This is a genomic window from Variovorax sp. PBS-H4 (assembly GCF_901827205.1).
Classification (GTDB): domain Bacteria; phylum Pseudomonadota; class Gammaproteobacteria; order Burkholderiales; family Burkholderiaceae_C; genus Variovorax.
In genome coordinates, this window is record NZ_LR594675.1 from 5,095,086 (window position 1) to 5,113,109 (window position 18,024).

The 18,024-nt window shown below is 67.1% G+C and carries 16 protein-coding genes; 4 read left to right on the forward strand and 12 right to left on the reverse strand.

What is annotated here, in order from left to right:
- Positions 1-58 precede the first annotated feature (58 nt).
- From E5CHR_RS24325 to hemC, 4 genes are read right to left on the reverse strand one after another with little or no spacing between them, the layout of a single operon-like run.
- Positions 59-1,342 carry a heme biosynthesis HemY N-terminal domain-containing protein gene (locus tag E5CHR_RS24325; protein WP_162582217.1) on the reverse strand — a complete coding sequence of 428 codons (1,284 nt, stop codon included), beginning with the start codon at positions 1,340-1,342 and terminating at the stop codon, positions 59-61.
- A gap of 9 nt (positions 1,343-1,351) precedes the next feature.
- Positions 1,352-2,428: a uroporphyrinogen-III C-methyltransferase gene (locus E5CHR_RS24330; protein WP_162582218.1), complete on the reverse strand. Its 1,077-nt coding sequence runs from the start codon at positions 2,426-2,428 to the stop codon at positions 1,352-1,354.
- Complete coding sequence (locus E5CHR_RS24335) at positions 2,425-3,198, reverse strand: uroporphyrinogen-III synthase (protein WP_162582219.1); 774 nt, start codon at positions 3,196-3,198, stop codon at positions 2,425-2,427. Before E5CHR_RS24335 ends, E5CHR_RS24330 begins: the two co-directional genes overlap by 4 nt.
- A gap of 5 nt (positions 3,199-3,203) precedes the next feature.
- Positions 3,204-4,154, reverse strand: a complete 951-nt coding sequence (hemC, locus tag E5CHR_RS24340; protein WP_162582220.1) for a hydroxymethylbilane synthase — start codon at positions 4,152-4,154, stop codon at positions 3,204-3,206.
- A gap of 53 nt (positions 4,155-4,207) precedes the next feature.
- Here hemC and ppc point away from each other — a divergent pair, with 53 nt between their 5' ends.
- Complete coding sequence (gene ppc, locus E5CHR_RS24345) at positions 4,208-7,117, forward strand: phosphoenolpyruvate carboxylase (RefSeq protein WP_162582221.1); 2,910 nt, start codon at positions 4,208-4,210, stop codon at positions 7,115-7,117.
- A 42-nt stretch (positions 7,118-7,159) separates the two neighbouring features.
- On the forward strand, positions 7,160-8,074 hold the full coding sequence (locus E5CHR_RS24350; protein WP_162582222.1) for a LysR family transcriptional regulator: 915 nt from the start codon (positions 7,160-7,162) through the stop codon (positions 8,072-8,074).
- 98 nt (positions 8,075-8,172) lie between these two features.
- Here E5CHR_RS24350 and dinB read toward each other — a convergent pair whose 3' ends face one another.
- A complete protein-coding gene (dinB, locus tag E5CHR_RS24355; RefSeq protein ID WP_232062321.1) occupies positions 8,173-9,372 on the reverse strand; it encodes a DNA polymerase IV in 1,200 nt (399 codons plus the stop codon).
- Positions 9,373-9,478: 106 nt separating this feature from the next.
- Here dinB and E5CHR_RS24360 point away from each other — a divergent pair, with 106 nt between their 5' ends.
- Entirely contained in the window at positions 9,479-10,039 is a 561-nt protein-coding gene (locus E5CHR_RS24360) for a putative glycolipid-binding domain-containing protein (protein ID WP_162582224.1), read from the forward strand.
- Between the two features lie 120 nt (positions 10,040-10,159).
- Positions 10,160-11,299: a DNA topoisomerase IB gene (locus E5CHR_RS24365; protein WP_232062180.1), complete on the forward strand. Its 1,140-nt coding sequence runs from the start codon at positions 10,160-10,162 to the stop codon at positions 11,297-11,299.
- On the opposite strand, the gene E5CHR_RS24370 is transcribed toward E5CHR_RS24365, so the two are convergent.
- The 7 genes from E5CHR_RS24370 to E5CHR_RS24400 form a co-directional block, all read right to left on the reverse strand.
- A complete protein-coding gene (locus tag E5CHR_RS24370) occupies positions 11,287-12,342 on the reverse strand; it encodes a branched-chain amino acid ABC transporter permease (protein ID WP_162582225.1) in 1,056 nt (351 codons plus the stop codon). The genes E5CHR_RS24365 and E5CHR_RS24370 overlap by 13 nt on opposite strands.
- Entirely contained in the window at positions 12,339-13,196 is an 858-nt protein-coding gene (locus E5CHR_RS24375; RefSeq protein WP_162582226.1) for a branched-chain amino acid ABC transporter permease, read from the reverse strand. The genes E5CHR_RS24370 and E5CHR_RS24375 overlap by 4 nt, the downstream gene beginning before the upstream one ends.
- A 19-nt stretch (positions 13,197-13,215) precedes the next feature.
- Entirely contained in the window at positions 13,216-13,920 is a 705-nt protein-coding gene (locus E5CHR_RS24380) for an ABC transporter ATP-binding protein (protein WP_162582227.1), read from the reverse strand.
- The gene (locus tag E5CHR_RS24385) at positions 13,913-14,656 is read right to left on the reverse strand and encodes an ATP-binding cassette domain-containing protein (protein ID WP_232062181.1); all 744 of its coding nucleotides are present in this window, start codon (positions 14,654-14,656) and stop codon (positions 13,913-13,915) included. The genes E5CHR_RS24380 and E5CHR_RS24385 overlap by 8 nt, the downstream gene beginning before the upstream one ends.
- A 2-nt stretch (positions 14,657-14,658) precedes the next feature.
- Positions 14,659-15,855, reverse strand: coding sequence for a substrate-binding protein (locus E5CHR_RS24390; RefSeq protein WP_162582228.1), 1,197 nt, complete (start codon positions 15,853-15,855; stop codon positions 14,659-14,661).
- Between the two features lie 79 nt (positions 15,856-15,934).
- Positions 15,935-16,591, reverse strand: a complete 657-nt coding sequence (locus tag E5CHR_RS24395) for a cysteine hydrolase family protein (protein ID WP_162582229.1) — start codon at positions 16,589-16,591, stop codon at positions 15,935-15,937.
- A 152-nt stretch (positions 16,592-16,743) separates the two neighbouring features.
- Positions 16,744-17,937, reverse strand: a complete 1,194-nt coding sequence (locus E5CHR_RS24400) for an MFS transporter (protein WP_162582230.1) — start codon at positions 17,935-17,937, stop codon at positions 16,744-16,746.
- Positions 17,938-18,024 lie beyond the last annotated feature (87 nt).

Sequence of the window (18,024 nt, forward strand, 5' to 3'; positions counted from 1 at the left end):
CCGGAATTGGAGCTGCAGCTATCGAAAAGATAGCGATAGTCGGAACGAATCAGGCCCCTCAGGGGGTTTCGATCTGTGCGGCACGCTTCCAGGCGGCCGAGGCCTGCTCACTGTCGTCGCGAGCTTCCGCGAGTTCTGCCAGTGCCTGCCAAGCCCGTCGATGCAAAACGGGATCTTGTAACGCCAAGCCGGCGTGAGTGAGCAATTGTTGCGACTTGCCCCAGAGCTGGCGCTTCATACAAGCCATGCCGGCCAGGTACTGCAGGTTGGCGTCGCGGGGATTGTTCCGCTGCGCAGATTCGATGCGCGCCAGCCAATCGGCGTCGACCGAGTCCAGGCCAGCCTCGAGCGCCCGCACCAGCTTGACGCGCAACGATTCGTGCAGGCTGCGAGGTTGCTCGATCATGCGGTCCCAGACCGGGAGCAGCCAGGCGCGCGCCAGGGTCAGGTCGCCGCGCAGCGCCACCATGCGTTGTGCCGCGTGGATGGCGACTTCAGGCATCTCGCGTTCCTCGCCCTCGAGCTCTCCCCAGGCCCGCAGCAGTTGGGTGGGATCATGCGCGCCGGAGAGCAGCTCCGTCGCCAAGCCTCGAATGATGCTCTGTGCGGCGGCGTCGGAGAAGGCGCGATGCTTGGCCAGCAGGCGGGCGGTTTCCAGCGCCTCCTGCGTACGCCCATCCTGGCGCGCAGCCTTGAGCCGCAGGCGCAGGGCAAGCGTGCGGCGCTGCGCACCCTGGGGGAGCTCCTCCAGCCGGGCCAAGGCGGCAGGCGCGTCGCGGTCGTCGAGCGCCCACCGGGCCGCGCGCAACTGCACGCCCTCGCGCGTCTCCGGGCTGGCGAGCACGCCGCGGTCCGCGCTCTCGCTGAGCGCCTGCTGCAGATGCGCGTCGCGCGCGCCCCGGTCCTGCAGCGCCTGGGCGCTCTCCGCAGCGAGCAGGTGCGACAACACGCGTATCTGCTGCGCCTGCGGCAGCCTTGCGTCCAGCGCGGCCAATGCCTGCTCCTGCAAGAGCGCCGCCTGCGCGGCCTTGCGCGAGCGGGAGAAGCGGCCGGCCAGTTGCTGCGCAAGAGCGTCGAGCAGCGCCGCGTGCAGAGAGCGCTCCTTCTGTTGCAGGCGCCATTGGCGAGCCTGCCGCGGCAGGGAGAACAGCGCCGACAGTGCACGCAAGGCCACGTGCAGCAGCCCGAAGGCCCCGAGCAGGATCAGCAGCGTGAGGTTCAGCGAGAGGTCGACTCGCCACGGCGGCCAAAAGACAGTAACGGTACCGTGATTGTTGCCGGCGAACAGCGCCACCGCCGCCGCGATGCCGAACAAGGCAAGGAGCCAGAGTGCTGCGCGCATGCCGGAAGCCTATCGCCCCGCCGCAGCCGTGGTGAGCGCGGCCAGCGTCTCGTCGATGCGCGGCGGCTCGCTGGTCTTGATCTGGGCCTGCAACTGCTGCAACAGCGTGGCGGCCGCCTGCACGCGACGCGAGGCCGGATCGAAGTAGCGGTTGAGGGAGGCCGACACGGTGGCCAACTCATTGCGCGCAGTGTCGAATTGCCGGGACAGGAGGGCCAGTCGCGCGTTGAGCAGTTGCAGCTTCAGGTTCTCGCGCAAGAAGAAGGTCTGGTCGGGCGACAGCAGCACGGCCTCGGGTCGGTCGATGCGGCCCACGCGCAGCAGCGAGCGTGCCTCGTTGCGCACCATCAGCAGGACACGCTGCCACCATGGCGCATCGTTCGGCATCGGCTCGGCTTGCCAGGGGTTGAGGCCGGCGCCGGGCGTGGCCACCGCGTTGAGCGGCGGCAGCCCATCCACCATGCGCACCAGGTCGTCGAGCTTGCGCAGTGTCTCGCCGCTTTCGGCGGTGGCGCCGGCCTGCAGACGATCGATGTCGCGCTGCATCGCGCGCTGCAGAGGCGCCAGCCGCGGCTGCGCGGCGCGTGCGATGCGCAGGTCACCGGCCTTGAGGGCGGCCAGCAGCGGCTGCACGTTGCCCGTGACCTCGGCCTGCTGCAGCGCAAGGCGGACTGCGGCCTCGATGTCGACCACCAGGTTCTCGTCGCGCGAGCGCGACAGGCTCTGCATCAGCTCCTCGAGCTGCGAACGCTGCAGCGCCACTTCGGCGACACGGGTCTCGTTGAGGGCCAGGCGAGCCGCCGTGTCTCGCACCGTCTCCTGCGCCTGCCGCGCCAGGGTACGGGCCTCCAGGGACTGCGCCATGGCGTCGGCGCTCTGCCGGGCCAGTTGCTCCTGCATCCCGCTGACCTTCTGCCAGAGCACCAGTACCGTCGCCAGCGCCAGCACCGCGGACGCGGCCAGGAGTCCAAGCAGAATCTTCGAGAGCGTGGCTGCGGGGAGCGGTGCCGCCTGAAGCTGCGCCGGCACTGGGGCGCGCGCCACCGGTTCCTGCAGGCTTTCGTTCAAGACGGAGGCGTCGCTCATGCGAAGGATTCTATCGACGCGACCAGCGCGTCCAGCACCGGGGAAGAGACGCGCACTGTCCCGAAACCCGCGGCCCGCGCGGCTTCCGCGATGCGCGGATGGGTGGCAACCACCCGCGCGGACGTCCATGCCGTGCCGGGCATCGCGGCGCGCAGACGGGCGATGGCCTCGGCGCTGCTGAAGAGCCAGGTCGCCTCGCCGCGCGCACCCTCCGCAGCCAGTGCCCGCGCGGCCACGTCGAAGGGTGGAGCGATACGACGGTAGGCGACGACAACGTCGCATGCGCCACCAGCCGCGACGATCTCGTGCGCCAGCCAGGCGCGTCCGGCGGGCTGCCCCGCTGCATCGCCGCCGCGCACGATCAGCACACGTGCGCCCGGGCTGACCTGCGCCTGGACCTCTGCCCACAGCGCCTCCGAGTCGAACTGCTCAGCGTCCTCGCCCGGCGCATCGATGGCGGTGGCAGGAACGCCGGCCTGCTGCAGGGCGCGTACGGTACCAGGACCGGTGGCCCAGCAGCGCGCATGCAGGTTGGCAGCGATGGCATGGGCACCGTCGAAGAAATGCTCGGCCGCCGAGGCGCTCACGAACATCAGGGCGGCATAGTCGCCCAAGCGCTGCCGCGCCATTTGAAGGTCCTTGGTATCGGTCACCGGAGCAATCTCGACGAGTGGCAGGGGTTGTGCATCCAGCCCGGCGGCGCGCAGGGCGGCGACCCAGCGCGCCGCCTCGCGAGCCGGGCGCGTGACGATCACTTTCTGCGCCGGCATCTCGTTCAGTGCGCGCCCGCCTGGCGCAGCAGGCGGGCGGCGCCGTCGCCGAGCGCGACCGCCTGCGCGGGATCGGTGACCTCGGCCTGCGCGTGAACCTGGACCAACTGCGCGGCGCCCTCCGGATCGCCCCAGGCCGCATCGATGCGCAGACGATCGCCGTCCTGCCAGCGCGCGTGGGCAGCCAGCGGCATCGAACAGCTGCCGCCCATGGCACGGCTGACAGCCCGCTCGGCAGCAGTGGCCAGCTGGTCGCGCTGGCTGGCGAGCGGCGCCAGCAGCGCTAGCAGGTCGGTGCGGTCGGCGCGCACTTCGATCCCCAGCGCGCCCTGCCCAGCGGCCGGCAGCATGACCTCGGGTTCGAAGACGGCGCGGATGCGATGTTCGAGGCCCAGTCGCTTGAGGCCGGCAGCCGCCAGCACAATCGCGTCGTATTGCCCGTCGTCGAGCTTGCGCAGCCGGGTGTCCAGGTTGCCGCGCAAGGGCTCGATGCGCAGATCGGGACGCAGCGAGCGCAGCAGGACCACGCGCCGAAGGCTGGAGGTGCCGATCACGGCCCCCTGCGGCAAAGCCTCGAGCGACGCGTAGCGCGGGGACACCAGCGCATCTCGCGGGTCCTCGCGCTGCAGCACGCAGGCCAGCGCGAACCCTTCGGGCAGATCCATGGGCACGTCCTTGAGCGAGTGCACCGCGATGTCGGCATGGCCCTCTTCGAGCGCCAGCTCGAGCTCCTTCACGAAGAGGCCCTTGCCACCGACCTTGGAGAGCGAGCGGTCGAGGATCTGGTCGCCGCGCGTGGTCATGCCGAGCAGGCTGACTGCGTGACCTCTTTGCCGAAGCAGGGATTGCACATGCTCGGCCTGCCAAAGGGCCAGGCGACTCTCGCGCGTGGCGATCACGATGTTGCTCAAGGGGACCGTTTCCGTTGCTGTGGGGGACCTTGGGAATGCTAGCATTGTTGCATCGCAGCAACGCAGCGCCGACCCGGTTGAACGAGGAGATCTTTGGCATGAAAAGCAACCCCAGCCCCGCTTCCGCCACGAGGCGCCGCAACAGCGACGAACAACTGCTGATCGACGACATCCGCCTGCTCGGACGCATCCTCGGCGATGTGATCCGCGAGCAGGAGGGCGAGGAGGCCTTCGCGCTGGTGGAGAAGATCCGCACCCTGTCCGTCGCCTTCCGGCGCGACGCCGATCATGCAGCCGACCGCGCGCTCAAGAATCTCCTCAAGGGACTCAGCGCCGCCGAGACGGTGCGCGTGATCCGGGCGTTCACCTACTTCAGCCACTTGGCGAACCTGGCCGAGGACCGGCACCAGATCCGCCGCCGTACCGAGACCGAGCGTACGGGCGAGAGCGCCGCCGGCAGCCTGGAGATGGCGCTCGCGCGCATCCGCAAGGCGGGCATCACGCCGGCAGCGGTCGTGGAGTCGCTGGCCCACAGCTACGTGTCGCCGGTGCTCACAGCCCATCCAACCGAAGTGCAGCGCAAGAGCATCCTCGATGCGGAGCGTGCCATCGCGCAGCTGCTGACCGAGCGCGACGACATCAAGCTGCGCCAGCAGTGCTTCGCCGGCACCCGGGACATGCTGACGCCCATCGCGTTGGGCGAGAACGAAGGCCGCATGCGCGCACGCGTGCTCCAGCTCTGGCAGACGCGGCTGCTGCGCTTCTCCAAGCTCACGGTAGCCGACGAGATCGAGAATGCACTCAGCTATTACGAGGCCACCTTCCTGCGCGAGATCCCTCGTGTCTACGCCGAGCTCGAAAAGGCGTTGGGCCGCAGCGACATTGCGCCTTTCCTGCGCATGGGCCAATGGATCGGCGGGGACCGCGACGGCAATCCCAACGTGACGGCCGAAAGCCTCGAGTACGCGATGCGCCGCCAGGCCGAGCTGGCGCTGCGCTACTACCTGACAGAGGTGCACTACCTCGGCAGCGAGCTGTCGCTGTCTGCCACGCTGGTGGACGTGTCGGTGGAGATGCAGGCGCTCGCAGAGCGCTCGCCCGACCACAACGAGCACCGCCAGGACGAGCCCTACCGGCGGGCGCTCACCGGCATCTACTCGCGCCTTGCCGCCACGCTGCGGGAGCTGACCGGCGGCGAGGCCGCGCGCCACGCGGTCGCGCCGCAGAATCCTTATCAACGTGCCGAGGATTTCCTGGCAGACCTGCGCACCATCGCGCAATCGCTGCTCGACAAGCACGGCGCTGCGCTGGTGGGCCAGCGCCTCGGGCCTCTGATCCGCGCCGTCGAGGTGTTCGGATTTCATCTCGCGACAGTGGATCTGCGCCAGAGCTCCGACAAGCACGAGGCCGTGGTTGCCGAACTGCTCGCCACGGCGCGCATCGAGCCCGACTACGCGGCGCTGGCCGAGGAAGCGAAGCAAGCGTTGCTGTTGCGCCTGCTGGACGACGCGCGCCCGCTGCGCGTGCCGGACGCCGGCTACTCGCCGCTTGCGCAGAGCGAGCTCGCGATCTTCGCAGCAGCGCGCCGGGCTCGCACACGCTACGGCGCGGCGGCGATCCGCCACTACATCATCAGCCATACCGAGACGGTCAGTGATCTGCTCGAGGCGCTGTTGCTGCAGAAGGAAGCAGGGCTGCTGCGCGGGACCTTGAGCCATGGCGTCCCGCCCTCGCCAGCTCCGAACAAGCGGGCGCCTGCCGGCGGAGGGCAGCCCGGCGCCGAAATCGGCAACGCCACCTGCGACCTGATCGTCGTGCCGCTGTTCGAAACCATCGAGGACCTGCGCAATGCCGCGCCCATCGTGCGCGCCTTCTACGCCTTGCCCGGCATCCAGGCACTGATTGCACGCTCGGGCGCCGAGCAGGACGTGATGCTGGGCTACAGCGACAGCAACAAGGACGGCGGTATCTTCACCAGCAACTGGGAGCTCTATCGCGCAGGCACTGCACTCGTCGCGCTGTTCGACGAGCTCAACAAGAAGGCCGGGACGTCCATTCGCCTGCGCATGTTCCATGGCCGCGGCGGCACGGTGGGGCGCGGCGGCGGTCCGAGCTACCAAGCCATCCTGGCACAGCCACCCGGCACGGTGCGCGGCCAGATCCGCCTGACCGAACAAGGCGAGGTCATCGGCTCCAAGTACGCGAACCGCGAGATCGGGCGGCGCAATCTTGAGACGCTGGTTGCCGCCACGCTCGAGGCCACGCTGCTGCCGTCGGCCAAAGCGGCGCCGCCTGCCTTCCTCGCCGCGGCCGACGAGCTCTCGGCCGCCAGCATGGCGGCGTACCGCGCGCTGGTCTACGAGACACCCGGCTTCGGCGACTACTTCTTCAGCGCCACGCCGATCCGCGAAATTGCCGAGCTGAATATCGGTTCGCGGCCGGCCTCGCGCAATCCGAGCCGCCGAATCGAGGACCTGCGCGCCGTACCCTGGAGCTTCAGCTGGGGGCAGTGCCGGCTCACGCTGCCTGGCTGGTACGGCTTCGGCTCCGCGATCGAACGCTTCCTGGCTGCTGCGGGCAGCGCAACGGCCCGCAAGGAGCGGCAGGCACTGCTGCAGCGCATGGTTGCGCAGTGGCCCTTCTTCAGCACCTTGCTTTCGAACATGGACATGGTGCTGGCCAAGAGCGACCTCGCCCTGGCCACGCGCTACGCCGAACTGGTGGAGGACCGCAAGTTGCGCCAGAAGGTGTTCTCGATGATCGAGGCCGAATGGCACCGCACCTCCGACGCCCTGGCGCTGATCACCGGCGCGAAGCAGCGGCTGGAAGGCAACATCGAGATGCAGCGTTCGATCCGCCACCGGTTTCCCTATATCGATCCGCTGCACCACCTCCAGGTGGAACTGATGCGCAGGTGGCGCGCCGGCCAGCAGGACGACGAGCGCCTGCAGCGCGGCATCCACATGTCGATCAACGGCGTCGCGGCCGGCCTGCGCAACACGGGCTGAGCAAGCTGAAATTTTCGGGTCGCCGCACAATGCGCGACTGACATGGACAGCCTAGACCTCCTCAAGACCTTCCGCGAAGTCGCCGCCTACGGCAGCTTCTCCCGTGCGGCCACCCGCCTCGACATGTCCAAGGCCACCGTGAGCAAGTACGTGGCGGAGCTCGAAAGTCGCTTCGGCGTGCGCCTGCTCAATCGCTCGACGCGTTCGGTCAGCCTCACGGACGCCGGCGCGCTGCTGCTCGAGCGCAGCAAGCCGGTCATGGAAATGGTGGAGCTCACCCAGGCCGAACTGCAGGAGCATGCAAGCCAGCCGCGGGGCCGGCTTCGCATCTCGGCGCCCCACGGCATGGGACAAGGCGACCTGCCCAAGCTCCTGGCCCAGTTCATGGGCTACTACCCCGAGGTCAGCCTCAGTCTGCACCTGAGCAACCGCCAGGTCGACATGGCCGAGGAAGCGATCGACCTGGCGCTGCGTGTCGGACCCATCGAGGACGACAATCTCATCGTTCGCAAGCTGACGCTGCTGAAGCTGGTGGTGTGCGCATCGCCCCAATACTGGAAAAAGCGCGGCACGCCGGCGCATCCGGCCGAGCTGGCGCAGCACGATGCGCTGACGCACTCCCGCCTCGGCGTCCATCCGCAGTGGCGCTTCGAGGTCGACGGCCAAGCGCAGGATGTGCCGGTCAAGAGCCGCATGGACGCTTCCGAAGCCGGGCCGCTGATCGAGGCGGCATTGATGGGCTTCGGCGTTCTCTACCTGCCGGCTTTGCTGGTCCAGACTTACGTGGACCGCGGCGAGCTGGTCGCGGTGCTGCAGGACTGCGTGCGCAACGACATGTGGCTGTCGGCCGCCTACCTGCAGCGGCGCCACAACAGTGCTGCCCTGCGCGCGCTACTGGATTTCCTGCAGACCCGCTTCGAGCAAAACTTCGCCTCCGGCAAGCGCCGGACCTCTTGAAGCAACCCAGCACGAGCGGGTGCGCTGCCGTGCATCGAGTCAGGCTGCAGATGCGCCCCGCGATGCAGATCAGGCAGTACCGTCCAGGCATCCCCTGTCTAGAAAAGCGAAGCGGTGATCGGGAGCGCAGCGGCACGCGATTGCGATGCCGATCCACCTTGCACCGGCGTGCGCGTTGCCTCCACGCTGCCCGCCTTCACCAGTGCCCCGACGCGCACGCCCAGCAAGCGCAGCGGCCGCTCCAGCGGTACGCGCTTGAGGCAGCGTCCGGCCGCTTGCCGGATTGTTTTCGCGTCCGAGGTGAACTGCTCGATGGTCTGGTCGCGCGTCGCGGTCTTGAAGTCGTCGTAGCGCAGCTTGATCCCGATCGTTTTGCCCACGTAGCCCTTGCGTTGCAGATCTTCTGCCACCTTCCCGCAGAGATGCGTGAAGATGGCGCCGAGCTCGGCCCGGTCGCGCACTGCGTGCAGGTCACGCTCGAAGGTGGTTTCGCGACTCATCGAGACCGGTTCGCTTTCGGTCACCACCGGCCGCTCGTCGCGCCCCCAGGCCATCTCATGCATCCAGGCGCCGGTGGCCTTGCCGAAATTTTCGATCAGCCAGTTGCGTTCCCGGGCCGCGAGCTCGCCCACGGTGCGGATGCCCAAGCGCTGAAGTTTCTCGTCGGCCTTGGGCCCGATGCCATTGACCTTCCGGCAGGGTAGAGGCCAGATGCGCGTCTCCAGGTCGTGGTCGTAGACCACCGAGACACCGTTCGGCTTGTCGAACTCGCTCGCCATCTTCGCCAGCAGCTTGTTCGGCGCAACGCCGATCGAACAGGTGAGCCCGGTGGCATCGAAGATCGAGCGCTGGATCAGGCGGGCCAATACGCGCCCGCCCTCCCGCTGGCCGCCAGGCACCTGGGTGAAGTCGATGTAGACCTCGTCCACTCCGCGGTCTTCCATCAGCGGCGCAATCTCGGTGATCACCTTCTTGAACATGCGCGAGTAGCGGCGGTACTCGTCGAAATCGACCGGCAGGATGATGGCCTGCGGACACAGCTTCGCAGCCTTCATCAGCCCCATCGCGGAGCCGACACCGAAAGGCCGCGCGGGATAGGTCGCGGTCGTGATCACGCCGCGCCCCACATAGTCCCTGAGCAGCGGGAAGGCCTCGACCGGGATGTCGGCCAGGGTGCTGCCTTGCGGCAACTCACGGAGGGCTTCATCCACCTTGCGCCGGCCGCCTCCGATCACGACGGGGAGCCCCTTGAGTTGCGGATAGCGCAGCAGTTCCACCGAGGCATAGAACGCATCCATGTCGAGGTGGGCAATGCGGCGGATTGGAGCGGCGGTCACGCGCTGGATTTTGCCGTCCCGGGGCGGGCACTGGTGCGCTGGGGGCTTCGATGCCATCATCGGGCCCATGCAAATCGTAGCCACCATGTTCTGGCGCCGGCTCGACCTGCCCGGCCATGACGCCTGCCGCCTCGAGAAGCACGGCGACGGATGGCAGCTCGATGGCGCCGCGGTGTTTCGCGGCGAGAACGGCCAGCCCGCCCGTCTGGACTACCGCGTGCACTGTGACAAGGCCTGGCATGCGAAGTGGGCGCGCGTACGCGGTTGGGCCGGTAGCCTCCCGGTGGACTTCGCGATCGCGCGCGCCGGCAACGGCGAATGGTCGCTCAACGATCAGGTGGTGTCAGGCCTGGCCCACTGCACGGATCTGGATCTGGGCTTCACCCCTGCCACCAACCTGCTCCCATTGCGTCGCTTGAACCTTCGGGTCAGCGAGAGCGCCGAGGCCCCCGCCGCCTGGCTCGATCTTCAGGATGAAGGCCTGAGTGCGCTGGCGCAGCACTACGAACGCCGCAGCGAGCTCGAGTACTGGTACCAGTCTCCGCGCTTCGACTATGAGGGTCTGCTGCTGACAACGCCGGACGGCTTTGTCACGCACTATCCGACACTCTGGCAGCCGGGGGACTGAGCGCAAAGCGGCGGGCTCGCACGTGCACGCCTAGCTGCGTCCTACAGGCAGGCGGCGCCGCCGCCATCTCGCCGGAAAGTTTGCGGCAATGCACGCTTGCCTGCAATCTCTTTCAAGCGCATGGCTGACGCTGCAATTTCCAAACCCGTGCCCCTCACCAACGGCCTCGTGTATGTGAATGCCGGCATGCCCGGCTTCACGCGTGTGCGGCGTGGCCAAAGCTTTCGCTATAGGGACACGGAGGGCCGCTGGTTGAATGACGCCGATGAGCTTGCCCGCATCAGGCAGCTGGCCATTCCCCCCGCCTACACGGACGTCTGGATCTGTCCATTGGCCAATGGGCACCTGCAGGCCACCGGAATGGATGCGCGCGGCCGCAAACAGTACCGCTACCACGCCGAATGGCGCCTGCTGAAGGACGAGACCAAGTTCGAGCGCCTGGAACAATTCGGCCGCGCGTTGCCGAAGATTCGTGCACGGGTGGCGCGCGACCTTCGAGCAGCTGCCAAGGAACGCCTGCCCGGCCGTGCGGCCGTGCTGGCGACGTTGGTTCGCTTGCTCGACATCACCTTCCTTCGAGTGGGCAATGACGAATACGCCAACAGCAACCGCTCCTACGGCCTCACGACCTTGCGCAACCGGCACGTGGATGTTCGCGGCACCTCGCTGAAGCTGCGCTTTCGCGGAAAGAGTGGCGTGCTGCATGAAGCGAAAGTCGATGATCCACGAGTCACGCGCGTGATTCGGAGGTGCCAGCAGTTGCCGGGTCAGGAGCTGTTCCAGTTTCAGGGGCCTGATGGCGAAGCGCATAGTGTCTCGTCCTCTGACGTCAATGACTACTTGCGAGAGGCGGCGCAGGACAATTTCACCGCAAAGGATTTCCGAACCTGGCATGGAACAGTGCAGGCACTGGAACTGACACGCCTTGCGTGCAGCGCCGAAGCGGGCGAATCGACCCCCACGCGCGTCAGCGCCAAGGAGATTCTGGGCGCAGTGGCCTCGCAGCTCGGCAATACGCCAGCAGTCTGCAAGAAGGCCTATATCCATCCTGCCGTGCTGACGCTGGGAACGAAACTGTCCTCAGACTCGGGGGCAATGACCGAGATCTGGAAGGAGCTCGCAAGCGCTCCTCAAAGTGTGGGGCGGCTTCACTCTGCAGAGGCGCGACTGCTTGCTTTCCTCCGGCAGCATCGCCTGGCGGCTCGGCGCGCCGAGAAGGCGATTTACGCGGCGAAGCAAAAAAAGGCTCAGCGCTTGTGAATCAAGAGACCGGCCTGATGCGCCGCGCCATCCAAGTGTTCGCCCGGACCCGTCGAACGGGCTCCCATGCGCAGCCGCAGCGGAGGCGCGAGCGCAAGCACCCGTCCAAAGACGCCGATCGGGAAGAACACCACCACCACCACGAAAACGCCGCCCAGGAGCAGCAGCCAGAAGTTGCCGAAGCGCTCGGAAAGGGCTGATTCGACGCTGCGCACCAGGATCGCCCCGAGGAACGCGCCCATCAGCACCCCGCGGCCCCCTACCGCCACCCAGATCAGCACCTCGGTCGATAGCGAGAAGCCAATCAGCGTGGGCGAGACGAAGCCGAAGAACTTGGCAAACATCGCGCCGGCCAGCGCCGACACCATGGCCGCCAGCACGAAGGCGATGTTCTTGTGCATCGCCACGTCGAAGCCGAGGAAGGCAGCGCGCCGGTCGTTGTCCCGAATCGCCGCCAGCACCGTACCGAAGGGCGTGCGGGAAAGCCAGCGCAGCAGCGCATACACGCCCAGCGCGACCCCGAAGGCCAGCAGGTATTGCGCCGTCGAATCGGGAATGCGTTCGGCCAGGAGAGGCGGCAGTTCGAGCGGCGCGATGCCGAAGAGGCCATTGTTGCCACCGACAAAGTCCCAACGCCCGGTGGCAGTCTCGACGATGACCGCCGCGCAAAGCGTGACGATCCCGAAGTAGGCGCCGGCGAGGCCGCGGCCGTAGAAGAGCATCGATCCGAAGATCGCCGCCGCCAGCCCGCTCGTCGCGAAGGCAAGCAGCAGGCCGTTGAAGGTGCTCGGCGCGATACCCGGCACCATGCCGAGCGAGGTCAGTCCCATCGAGTAGGCGCCGAGGCCGAAGAAGATGGCCTGCCCGAAAGACAGCACGCCCGCATGGCCCCACAGGAAACCAAGGCCCAGCGCGAAGATGCCGTAGGTCATGAACTGGGCAAGCTGCGACTGGGCCCATTCGCCGAGCGCGAGCGGCGCGAGGCCCAGCAGCAGCCAGATGGCCGGCGTCGACCAGGATGCCCAAGGAGAGAAGCGGTTCATCTTGAGCGCCGTCCGAAGAGCCCGTTGGGGAACAGCCGGATGATCACGATGGCCAGAGAAAACACCACGACCTGGGCGAACACCGGATCGCGCAAGGCCGACAGTCCGGTGCTGCCACTGGAGATGAGGCCTGCGCCGATGACCACGCCGAGGAAGCTGCCGGTCCCGCCCACCAGGATCGACAGGAACGAGGGGATGAGGAAGCCCGCGCCCATCTGCGGATCGACGCTCATCAGGGGCGCCATGACGGCGCCTGCGAAGCCGGCCAGCGCCGCACCCGCCATGAAAGTGCTTACGTCGAGCCGCCGTGTGTTGATGCCAAGCGAGGCCGCCATCGCGCGGTTGGCAATCACGCCGCGGATAGTGAGGCCGATGTGGGTGCGATAGAGCAGCACGAACGTCAGCGCCGTCAGCGCGATCGAAGCCGCCATGACGAACAGCCGATAGCCGGGGTAGGCCATGCCCAGGAGGTTCACCGTGGTGGCCAGCGGATCGGCCACGCTCTGCGACCGCGGACCGAAGATGATGACGATCAACTGCTTGAGCATCAGCGACAGACCCCAGGTGGCGAGGATGGAGTCGATGAAGCGCCGGTAGACGAAGCGCACCACCGCCTGCTCGACGATCCAGCCGACCCCCGCCAACACCAGTGGCGCCAGCAGCAGCGCCCACCAGAAGGGCCAGCCGGCGCGTGTCACCGACACGGCTGTGTAGGCGCCGATCAGGAAGAACTCGCCATGCGCCATGTTGATGACGTTCATCAGGCCGAAGATGATCACCAGCCCCAGCGCGACCAGCAGGAGGACCAGGAAGAAGCTGGTGCTGTCGAGGACCAGCGCGAGGATGTCGGTCATGTCGTTGCTCGTCTCTCGGTCAGGCCGACAGGTAGCGGCGAATCACGGGGGCCTCGGCGTGCAGCGTGGCGACATCGGCCTCTTCCGCGATGGTGCCGCTTTCGATGAACAGGCAGCGCCCGGCCATGGCACGCACCAGGTCGAGGTTCTGCTCGACCAGCAGCACCGCCAAGCCCTGCTCGGCCGCGATGCGCCGTATCGTCGCGCCGATCTCCATCACGATGGAGGGCTGGATGCCCTCGGAGGGCTCATCGAGCAGCAGCAGCTCCGGCCGACCGACCAGCGCCCGCATGATGGCCAGCTGCTGCTGCTGGCCGCCGGACAGGGTGCCCGCGCGTTGGCGGCGCCTTTCGGCCAGCACCGGGAAGGTGCTCCAGGCCCAGTCGGGCAACGTCTTCGGCAGCTTCGACTTGCCCAGCACGCCCATCATCAGGTTCTCTTCGACGGAAAAGTCGGCGAAGATGTCGCGGCCTTGCGGAACATAGCCCACGCCAAGCTGCGCCACCTGGAAAGCCGCTCGCTTGGTGAGCTCGCAATCGTGCAGGCGCATGGAGCCGGCGACGTGCGGCAGATGGCCGGTGATGGCCCGCATCAGCGTCGTCTTGCCCATGCCGTTGCGCCCCATCAACGCGGTGACGCTGCCGCGCGCGAGGGTGAGCGTGACATTGCGCAGCACCTGGCTGCCCTTGAGGTATCCGCCGCTGACTCCCGAGGCTTCAAACATGGCTGGCCGCTCCCAGGTACGCTTCGCGGACTTCCGGGTCGTTGCTGACCTCCTGGTAGCTGCCGCGGCGCAGCACCTTGCCGCGCAGCAGCGCGATCACCTCGCACTCCAGGCCGGCGACGAAATGCATGTCGTGCTCGATCGCCAGAATCGTGCGCTTGTGTTCGGTGGCGATGCGCTTGATGAGCGACACGGTCTGCTGCGTCTCGCGGATGGTCATGCCGGCGGTAGGCTCGTCCAGCAGCAGCACGCGGCTGTCGCCGGCCAGCAGCATGCCGATCTCCAGCCACTGCTTCTCGCCATGCGCGAGCTCCTCGGCCGTCAGGGCCGCGCGGTGATACAGGCCGATCACGTCCAGCAGTTCTTCCAGTCGTTGCAGGTGCCGGCCGGCGCCGAGGCGACGCCAGGGCGGCACGCCCACCATCAGCGCGGCCTCCATGTTCTCGGCCACGCTCAGGGCCGGACAGATGCTCGGCGCCTGGAACTTGCGCAGCACGCCGAGGCGCGCGATGCGCGGCGGTGGCAGGCCGGTGATGTCGCGGCCGTCGAACCAGACGGTGCCTGCGGTCGGAGCGAGGTCGCCGCTGATGACGGCCAGCAAGGTGGACTTGCCGCAGCCGTTGGGTCCGACAATGCAGTAGACCTGCCCGGCATCGAGCGACAGGTCCACCCCTTCGAGCGCCCGCACGCCGCCGAAGTGCTTCTGCACGCCGCGGACCTCAAGCAATGCGGACACGCTCAGGCCTTCTTGCACTGCGAAGGCGCGACCACGCGGCCGACATCCTGCAGCAGGTCCAGGCTGCCGCCCTTTGCTACCGAGATCACCGTGTTGAGGTCGACATGGCGGTCGCTGGCGCGAAGCAGCACCTCGCCGTTGCCCGTCGCCAGGGTCTGGCCGAGCATGGCATCGGTCACGCGTTCCTTGTCGGCCGTCTTGGCGCGCTGCACGCCGCCGAAGTAGAAGCGCATCAGGTTGTAGTGCGCATAGAGGTTGTTCGACACGATGGTCTGCGGACCGAAGCGCTCGCGCACCTTCTTCACGAAGTCGGCCGCCTCCGGCTTCTTGAGCGTCGAGGTGAAGCTCGAGACGGTCACGATGTCGTCGGACTCCTGCGTCGACAGTCCGGCGAGGTAGTTCTCGCTGAAGCCGAAGAACAGCACGCGCAGCTTGCGCTTGAGGCCGGCGCCGGCGAACTGCTTGATCAAGGTCACGGCGTCCGCTCCGACGACGCTGACGACCAGCGTGTCGGCGCCAGAGGCCTCGATCTTGCGCAGCGTGCTGGCGTAGTCCTTGATGCCGAAGGGCACGTACTCCTCGCCCAGCACGGTGGCGCCGTTCTTCTGCGCCGACGCGCGCACCGCCTCGTTCATGCGCTTGGGCCAGATGTAGTCGCTGCCGATGAGGTACAGCTTCTTGCCGACGTTCTTGCTCGCGTAGCTGATCAGCGGCTCGACCCAGGCGGCCGGAAGGGCGGAAAAGCAGGTGATGTAGCGGCTGCAGGTGCCGCCTTCGTAGTCGGTGGCATAGAGCAGCGGCACCTTCGCACGCTCGATGGTCGGACGCACGGCATCGCGCTCCGCGCTGGTGAGCGGGCCGAGGATCGCATCGACGCCGTCGCGACGAATCAGCTCCTGCGCGCGCTCGACCGCGGTCTTGGGATCGGTGCGCGTATCGGCCCGCACCAGTTCGACCTTGTGGCCCAGCAGGCCGCCGGCTTCGTTGATTTCATCGATCGCCATCTTGCCGCCCTGGAAGCCTTGTTCGCCCAGCGCTTCGAGGCCCCCTGAGAAGGGTTGCAGGATGCCGATCTTCACGGGGCCGCCGGCAGCGGCGTGGACGAGGCCGGGCAGGCCGAGCGTTCCGGTGGCCAGCGCCGCGGCACCGGCACGAACGAAGATGCGCCGGCGCGGCGAGATGACGAGTGGGGCATGCATGCGAGAAGCTCCAGAGGTTGAACGCTGAAGAGAAGAAACCCGGGCCATGCAGGCGCCGTTCGGATGGACCGCCGGCGCGTCAGGCGAATTCGAATCGATTGCCGACCAGGCCGCCGCCGGAATAGGCGCGTGCCACCTCGGTCGAATCGGTGACCCAGCCGAAACTGGTGGCGATGTCGAAGAGCGAAGACGTCTGCTCGCGCGCCGACGGTGCGGCCACGCAGTCTTCGGGCACGAACACGCGGTAGCCGAGGAAGAAGGCGTCGTGTACCGTCGACCGCACGCAGATGTTGGTGACCACGCCCATCACGACGACGCTGTCGACTTCGAGGTCCTTCAATGTCATGTCGAGGTCGGTGCCGAAGAAACCCGAATAGCGGCGCTTGATGACGTAGTGGTCGTCGGGACGCGCCTTCAGGGCATCCACCACGCGCGCGCCCCAGGTGCCTTCGATGCAATGGCGGGACCGCTTGAGGAACTCGCGGTCGCGATGCACCCCCGGGCGGTGCGCATCGGTGATGAACACGATCGGGCCTCCGGCCTCGCGCGCCGCGTCGATGACTGCGAGCTGTGGTCCGATCAGCTTTTCGTAGCCGGGCAGCACCATGGCGCCGCCTTCCACGCAGAAGTCGTTCTCCATGTCCACCACGAGCACCGCGGTGTTGCGGGCCGTTATGGCCGTCGGCTCTGAAATTCCCTTGGCCGAGAACGCGTCGACCGCTGTGTTCGGAATCATCGTCGGGCGCCTTCCAGTTGGGTGGCAGTCAATTCCAGTTCATGTAGCCTTCGCTACATTTTCATGAAGTGCATACTACATATCGCGCAAACGGGTGACAAGCCCTTTTTGCCCGCACATCGGAGCTGGCCACGGACCCTTGCGGATCGTCATCAGCCCTCTCCCCTGCTTTGACGCCGCGCCGAGAATTTCAGGCCCAGGCACAGCGGCAAAGCAATGGCGGGCAACAGCGCCATTAGCAGGAAGCCGCCGGCTCCGAGGCGTGCATAGAGCATTCCGGTCGACATGGTCAGAAGCGCTGTCACCAGTCCTGGTCCGAGTGCATACATGGCTTGGCCGGTCGCGGCAAGATGCCGAGGCACGGTGGTGCCCATGAGGCGCATACACGCGAGATGCAGAAGCGCAAACGTCAATCCATGCAGGGGCTGTACGAGTGCCAGCGCCCAGGGATCGGTCGAAGACGCCACCACGAGCCATCGCACGACAGCCGCCGTGCACGCGATCGCAGCTGCACCACTCGACCCGAGCGAATCGAGCCATCGAGGTCCGATGAACACGAAGACCAGGACCTCCGCGACAACGGCTTCGGACCACAGGACACTGATCGTGGCCTGGCTCACGCCTGCTGCGTTCCATCGGATGACAGCGAATGCGTCATGCATGGCATGGCTGCCGTAGACCAGGGCCGCGATGAGGAGCATGCGCCGGAACACGACGATCCCCAGCAGTTCCCCGATGGCCGCGAAGGATGATCGTTCAGGGGCGACGCGGGTGTTGTCACCCCGCGCTGGCAGCAGCATGGTGCTTGCTGCTGCGAGCAGAAGGAGTGTCCCATGCATCCATGCGATCGATGTGAGTGCCGTCCAGCCGATGACTTGGCCAGCGACCAGCGTTCCGAACACGAAGGCGGCCGATGCCGCACCTCGTACCCAGCCATATTCGAACCTCGTTGCGGATGAAGCGGCCGACTTCGAAGCATCCAGCGCCAAGGCGTCGGCAAGCGACGTGGTTGGTGTGAGCGCAGCTTCATGGCAGAGCCGGACGACCAGAAAGATCCAGAACCCGCCGACCCAGGGAAGCCCAAGTGCAAGGCAGGCAGCAAGGGCCGCAGCGGCGGCCAGCACGTGACTCAACCGCTCCAAGCGATCTGCCAGGCGCGCTGCAACCGGGCCGGCAATCAGCCGTACGATGGTCCCGAGTCCCAGCAGAAGCCCGATCTGCTCGGGTGACATCCCTCGCGTTTCGAAAAAGCGAGGCCAGAAGGGCGACGCCACCCCGAATGATGCGTACAGCAACACATAGAGAAGGATGAAGGATCGCAACGCGTGAGGCTGGGGCGTTCGCATGGCGCATGTTCGGGTTTCAGGTGCGCATCGTCACAGAACGCGGGGAGCGTCGGGGGCGGGATTACCCAAGCGCCGAGCGCCCCGCCG

Bases quoted from the DNA above. Each gene is read 5' to 3' on its own strand.
- dinB (WP_232062321.1), bottom strand. From the start codon at position 9,372: ATGGATGCGTTCTATGCCTCGGTGGAACTGCTGCGCTATCCGCAACTC.
- E5CHR_RS24360 (WP_162582224.1), top strand. From the start codon at position 9,479: ATGCAAATCGTAGCCACCATGTTCTGGCGCCGGCTCGACCTGCCCGGC.
- hemC (WP_162582220.1), bottom strand. From the start codon at position 4,154: ATGCTAGCATTCCCAAGGTCCCCCACAGCAACGGAAACGGTCCCCTTG.
- E5CHR_RS24375 (WP_162582226.1), bottom strand. From the start codon at position 13,196: ATGACCGACATCCTCGCGCTGGTCCTCGACAGCACCAGCTTCTTCCTG.
- E5CHR_RS24370 (WP_162582225.1), bottom strand. From the start codon at position 12,342: ATGAACCGCTTCTCTCCTTGGGCATCCTGGTCGACGCCGGCCATCTGG.
- E5CHR_RS24335 (WP_162582219.1), bottom strand. From the start codon at position 3,198: ATGCCGGCGCAGAAAGTGATCGTCACGCGCCCGGCTCGCGAGGCGGCG.
- ppc (WP_162582221.1), top strand. From the start codon at position 4,208: ATGAAAAGCAACCCCAGCCCCGCTTCCGCCACGAGGCGCCGCAACAGC.
- E5CHR_RS24365 (WP_232062180.1), top strand. From the start codon at position 10,160: ATGGCTGACGCTGCAATTTCCAAACCCGTGCCCCTCACCAACGGCCTC.
- E5CHR_RS24380 (WP_162582227.1), bottom strand. From the start codon at position 13,920: ATGTTTGAAGCCTCGGGAGTCAGCGGCGGATACCTCAAGGGCAGCCAG.
- E5CHR_RS24400 (WP_162582230.1), bottom strand. From the start codon at position 17,937: ATGCGAACGCCCCAGCCTCACGCGTTGCGATCCTTCATCCTTCTCTAT.
- E5CHR_RS24350 (WP_162582222.1), top strand. From the start codon at position 7,160: ATGGACAGCCTAGACCTCCTCAAGACCTTCCGCGAAGTCGCCGCCTAC.
- E5CHR_RS24395 (WP_162582229.1), bottom strand. From the start codon at position 16,591: ATGATTCCGAACACAGCGGTCGACGCGTTCTCGGCCAAGGGAATTTCA.
- E5CHR_RS24325 (WP_162582217.1), bottom strand. From the start codon at position 1,342: ATGCGCGCAGCACTCTGGCTCCTTGCCTTGTTCGGCATCGCGGCGGCG.
- E5CHR_RS24390 (WP_162582228.1), bottom strand. From the start codon at position 15,855: ATGCATGCCCCACTCGTCATCTCGCCGCGCCGGCGCATCTTCGTTCGT.
- E5CHR_RS24330 (WP_162582218.1), bottom strand. From the start codon at position 2,428: ATGAGCGACGCCTCCGTCTTGAACGAAAGCCTGCAGGAACCGGTGGCG.